General features: G+C 48.9%; 4 protein-coding genes. All 4 read right to left on the bottom strand.

The features are described from left to right. Positions 1-130: 130 nt before the first annotated feature. The 4 genes from IQ270_RS27730 to IQ270_RS27715 all read right to left on the bottom strand — a co-directional run bounded on the left by IQ270_RS27730 (position 131) and on the right by IQ270_RS27715 (position 5214). Entirely contained in the window at positions 131-922 is a 792-nt protein-coding gene (locus IQ270_RS27730) for an ABC transporter permease (RefSeq protein WP_193976363.1), read from the bottom strand. After that, positions 919-2169, bottom strand: a complete 1251-nt coding sequence (locus IQ270_RS27725) for a glycosyltransferase family 2 protein (RefSeq protein ID WP_193976362.1) — start codon at positions 2167-2169, stop codon at positions 919-921. The genes IQ270_RS27730 and IQ270_RS27725 overlap by 4 nt, the downstream gene beginning before the upstream one ends. Before the next feature lie 259 nt (positions 2170-2428). Continuing rightward, positions 2429-3745, bottom strand: coding sequence for a glycosyltransferase family 2 protein (locus IQ270_RS27720; RefSeq protein ID WP_193976361.1), 1317 nt, complete (start codon positions 3743-3745; stop codon positions 2429-2431). A gap of 278 nt (positions 3746-4023) precedes the next feature. After that, the gene (locus tag IQ270_RS27715; protein WP_193976360.1) at positions 4024-5214 is read right to left on the bottom strand and encodes a glycosyltransferase family 2 protein; all 1191 of its coding nucleotides are present in this window, start codon (positions 5212-5214) and stop codon (positions 4024-4026) included. Between the last annotated feature and the right edge of the window lie 401 nt (positions 5215-5615).

Raw genomic sequence — 5615 nt, 5'->3', positions numbered from 1 at the left:
GCCCAAAAATGTGCTTGCGGTTTCATCCGCCACCACCCCCACAAAGCCGCCTCCATGATCGTAAAAGGTCGATCGGCACTGTAGCGATTAAAACGTTTACCCAAACCCTTGACAACAATAGCTTGACGCATTATAACTCCTCCACAAAACGATCGCTTTGCCGTCTGAAAATCCCCAGTCCGAGCGGCAACAGAACTGCTACAATAAAACTGACAGTTAATAATGATTGCCAGTCGGGCTGCGTACCTTTCAAAAGTATGGCGCGGTAGGCTTCAATCAGTGACACCATCGGATTAAACTGATAGAAAGGCAGAAAGTCTTTCGGTATACTGTCGAGGTTGTAGAAAATTGGAGTCAGATAAAAAAGCATCTGCAAAACTACGCCCAAAGTGTGCTGAGTGTCGCGAAAAGTAACATTAATGGCGGCGAGGGGATAAGCTAAACTCACGGTCAAAAAGAATTGAATTAACATCAAAAACGGCATATACAGCAGCACCGAATTCGGCTTAATTCCATCAATTGCCAGAAAGATAATTAGTACCGGTAGCGCCAGCAAAAAGTGAATTAATCCAGTAGTGGTTGTCACCACAGGCAAAATCGCGATCGGAAAATTTGGCTGTCTAATTAAAGCCCGGTTGCTAGTAATTAGTCCCGTTGATTGGAAGAGCGCTGTCTGAGTCCAATTCCAAATTAATAAACCGCTAAAAGCAAAGGAAGAAAACTGCGGAACATTCACCGGAATTACTGTTTTAAACACAAATGAAAATACCGCCAACTGTAACAGCGGATTGATCAAAGTCCAAGCAATCCCCAGGGTTGATCGCTTGTAAAGTAGTTTCATGTCGCGATCGACCAACTCCCGCAGCAAATCGAACAAATGAGAGATTTTGCGCCCGTAAACCAGCCTTTGAGAACTTCTCACCGCACACCCCCGGCGACTTGCTGCGCTTGGGGCGGAGGCTGCACTTGAGGTTCTAGCTCAGCTAACTGCTGTGCCTGCAACTGCGCTTTTCTGTAAGCAAAAAAACTGTCTAAAGCTCCCAGCAACTCGCTGACTACCAACTGGCGCGGGAGCAAACCCGGAGCCTTCAAGCGGCGCACCAGCCACCAACCGAACCAATTAAACATCGCAAATTTCAAAATTTCCAGACGCGGCACAGTGCGGTTGCGATCGCACGTCAGCAAATAAGCCCCAAAACCGCGCCCGTTATCCTGCAACTGCTTGCTCAAAGCCTTGTCGCTGCGCCGGTGCAAGTGCCACACAAAAGCACTCGGCTCGTAAACAGTCGCGTATCCCTTCGCCAGAATCCGATGAAACATCTCAATATCTCCACCACCGCGAGTCGCAGTACCCACATCGAGAGCAACGTCAAAATTACCAACTTCCGCGAAAACTTGCCGCCGGAAAGCCATATTCGCGCCCACGCCGTATTTGCTCGCCCACAGCAACTCCTGCACAGAAAGCTCGCTACCGTAGAATTTGCGGGTGTCGAGGTATTGCAGCATTCCGCCGTAGATCAGTTCAAATTGCTGTTGCGCCACGGTTTCCAGTTCGGCGGCAGCCACTAAACCGCTCACTGCCATAATTTCCTCTTCTGCAAAACCCTCAGCAATACCCCGCAGCCAACCGCGATCGGGCCGCACGTCATCGTCAGTAAAAGCAATAATCTCGTGCCGCGCTTCAACGATCCCGCGATTGCGCGCCCAGTCCAATCCTGGCCGTTCTTCCTTGACGTAGCGTACAGGTAATCGCGCGACCAATTCAGCGGTGCTGTTGTTTGCCGGAGCGTTGTCTATAACGATAATTTCGCGGTCGGGATAGTCGAGTGCCAGCAAAGCTTCCAAAGCGCCTTTGAGCAAATCTGTACGATCGCGCGTGCAGATGACAACACTAATCGGCGGCAAGTGGCGATCCGCCACTGGTTCAGAAACAGCGCCGAACTGCTCTCTTAAAGTCGATCGCACCAACTCTTTGCCTAACTGATCCACAATTGTTTGTCGCACTCGATCGGCGGAAATTGTTTGTTCCCAGGGATTGTTACTAACATAAGCCCAGCCGCGAGGCCGTCCCCGGTAACGAACTAAAATCCGAACTCCTTCGTATTCTTCGAGTTGCCGAATCGGATTAATCTCTTCGGTAAACTCAATTTCCATCACTTTTATTGCCATAACTTGCTCCAGAAATTTTTGCAGCGGGAACTAGATAAAAAGTTTTGACTTTTGACTTTTAAGTTGGGAGTTGCAATCAAAGCAATTTCCCAACTTTTGAGGTTTGAGTTCTTGGTTTAAATTCCCCTACTCAAGTATATGGCTACGAAAAAATAATATTTGGTAGGGGCTGGTTTAGCTAAGGATTTCCAGATAATTAGCGAGAAGATGAATGCACTCACCAGCTCGATCGATGCAATGTTTATTCGCACCTACCTACTCAGTCATTAATTGCTAACTCGTAACTTTCAAAAGCAACTTTTGGCTTTTCCTCGATCGTTTCAGCAGGGCGGGGCATACCGTTAACCCCGATCGCCCGAGCCAGGGGTTCGGCCAAGTGAAGCGCCAGAATCGAGCGCAAGTGAGCGCCCCGCAGCGGTTCCATCCCCGCTTGCGGAAAAATGTGGCCGATTGTCAGTTGGTCGTAATATAGGTAAACCCCAGCCGGTCGTTCCGCGTCCAGCAGGTTTTCTGCTGCTTCCCAACCTTGGTACAAATCGATGTTAATTTCATGTCCGCCCAAATCAGCACGGGCCGGGCCTCCTTGCATAAAACTAGAAATTGCCGATCGACTTTTGAGCTCATCAATCACACCCCGCAAATACCAATAACCGCGCAACTTTGCCCGCAACCACCGCCAAGTTCCCCGCATTCCCAAGCTTTCGAGCAAATCCAGGGATTTCCTGACTCCCACAGCCAGCCAATCCACAACCGCCGGCCACAAAAACGCCACCGCCACCAAAATCTTGTCTATCCAAGAATAAGGAGTTTCGTAGTCTTTTATGTGCAGCATCGGTCTGAGTTCCGGGTGTCGCTGACCGATCAAAACATCCGAGCGCCCTTCCTGACGAGAGCGGCGAAAAGAGCGATCGAGATTGTTAGTTTCGTGTTCGTAATGATAGCCCACTGCGCCCGCAGCCAGAACAAAAGATACATCAGCTTTCAGCAACCGCAGCCCAAACTCGTAATCTTCCCCGCCGCAGTTCCCAAAAGCCGAATCGAAGCCACCCTGACGAGCAAACAAATCTGCATCCAGAGAAAGGTTGCCGCTGAGCAAATCTTGATAAGTAAATCGGTGATCCGAGCGGCTCATCTGATAAAACTTGTCTTCCCACCACGAGCGCACTTCCACGTCAAAAAATCTAGTTCCTCCCTGCAACTTTGGCGGATAGGGGCCCATGACAGCGCAGCCCGGACGCTCATAATGAGCGCGCACGTGGCTTTCCACCAGCAGTGGCATTGCTTCAATGTCATCATCTAGAAATAACAGCAATTCTCCCGTAGCAGCCGCTGCTCCGGTGTTGCGGGCGATGGAAGCACTCCGGCAATTTACTTCGATCGCCTGCAATTTAAACGGAGCTTTGTAGTCTTGTAACATTGCCAAAGTATCGTCAATGCAGCTATCTGCGACTACCGTAACTTCCATCAGGTCGATCGGATAAGTCTGCGAGTGCAAAGCATCAAGAGCTCGCCGCAGCGAAGAACTTCGGTTGTGGCTGGGAATAATTATGCTAACAGTTGGATTTTCTCTATTCATATTAGATTGGTAATTGGTAATTGGTAATTGGTCTTGGGTCTTTTGTCTTTTGTCTTTTGTCTTTGGGAATTTATAATTGGTGATTATATTTTCAAACACTCTTACTTCTTCCCTGTACCCTCCATATCCATTAAATCCCTTAAATCCATTACACAATCCGTTGTCTTGCTTCCCTATTCCTCCTAACTAATGACTAATGACTAATCCAAAAAACTTAGAACCTTAGTTTAATTTTCCAGATTCATTTGTGGAGTAAATCTCAAATCTCCAATCTCAAATTAATTAACTTCCCCTTTAACTTCCTGCAACCGCTTGCGAGAATAAAAATAAGCCATCGGCCCGCTCATGCATCCCCGCAGTTGAGCTAAAAGTAAATCACTAGGAATACAGCCCGGTTGCTTTCGCACTGAAGCAAATAATTCAGGAATTTGCTTATACCGCAGCCATCCCCAAGCTAATAGAGGCACACTAAATTCTCTGTTGATTACAAACATCTGCGTCCAGAAAGCATAGATTCCGATTCCGTAGCCTTGGAGCGTTTTTTGCAATTCTTCCCAAGTGCGCCGGTGGCGGTGCCAACTCAAGGCCCTCGGTTCGTAGACGATGCGGTAGCCCGATCGCAAAATGCGCGCAAACTGTTCGCAGTCTGAACCGCCGACAGTGGGGGTTCCCGCCCCTAAAGCCTCATCAAACAAGCCGATACAGTCGATCAAACTTTTCCGCAAAGCCATACTCGCCGAAACCCCCACTGGACCTACAATCAGCGGATTCCAGTACGCCCCGTCAAAAACTCGGCGCTCGAAGCCCCGCCCGTGGGGGCTATAGCGCTCGAACCATTCTTGCGCTTCGGTTTCCAGTTCCAAGGGCATCACCAACCCAGTGACACACATAACTCGCGGATCGCTAAAATTCCACAACAGTGATCGCAGCCAGTTCGGATCAGGCACTGCATCGTCATCTGTAAACGCTACGAATTCGTGTTTAGCTTCGCGTAAACCGGCGTTGCGCGCGGCGCTCTCGCCCGCTAAGTCTTCGCGCACATAGCGGACTTTTGGGTAATTTTTAACCAGTTCCTTGGTAGCCTCCGTGGCCGGACAATTGTCAATTACCAGGTATTCCTGACCGTCGTCGGGCATCAGCATCAGCGCGTCGAGACAGCGCCGCAAATCTTCCGGTCGATCGCGCGTGCAAACCGCTACTGTGGCGATCGGCATTGCCTCCACCGGCCCCCGCTCATCCCATTCCAGGGCATCATAGAGCCAATTTTTGCGAAGATTATCCCCCGTAGCGTTCATCAGTATTTCCCGCAATTCCTCACCGTCAATGCGACCTCCGACTACAGTAACAGTCGCTTGACCGATCGGCTTTCCGTGCAGTCTAATTAAAACCAGGGCTTTGCTGTAACGTTCCTCAACCGCAATTTCTGGCGGCAGTTTGGAGATTTCCAGGTCAAGAATAGCTGTTGCCATGAGTTATGATATTCTAGATTTTTGATTTGATATTTTAGATTCCGAAAAACTCACAGATACTCAGTATTTTAGCGGATGTATTTTAGCCTTCATTGTTGTAGCGCATAGCAACTTATCAATGGCATACTTGCCGCTCGCCGCTCGCGAATCAAACATAAAGCCTCATTTTTGTGATTGCTGTTATTTATTTTTACTTTCAATGACCCACTAATGTCAAGCTTTTTTCAGACTTAATTTTTACCGCCTAAAAACACCGCCTGGTCGGCTGGTGTCAATTGCAGGTGTTATTGGCGCTCGGCAAGCCACCAAGCCTCGCTATTCACGCCCCATCAAAAAACCCGATATTTTGAGAAAACCGGGTTGGAGCCAATAACCTCGCTTGTGGCTGGGAATAATTACAC

Origin of the sequence: Microcoleus sp. LEGE 07076, assembly GCF_015207455.1 — a bacterium.
GTDB lineage: Bacteria > Cyanobacteriota > Cyanobacteriia > Cyanobacteriales > Microcoleaceae > Microcoleus.
This window is presented reverse-complemented; position numbering and strand designations above follow the sequence as displayed.

Excerpts from the sequence above, each read along its gene's own strand:
- IQ270_RS27725 (WP_193976362.1), bottom strand. The coding sequence starts at position 2,169 with ATGGCAATAAAAGTGATGGAAATTGAGTTTACCGAAGAGATTAATCCG.
- IQ270_RS27720 (WP_193976361.1), bottom strand. The coding sequence starts at position 3,745 with ATGAATAGAGAAAATCCAACTGTTAGCATAATTATTCCCAGCCACAAC.
- IQ270_RS27715 (WP_193976360.1), bottom strand. The coding sequence starts at position 5,214 with ATGGCAACAGCTATTCTTGACCTGGAAATCTCCAAACTGCCGCCAGAA.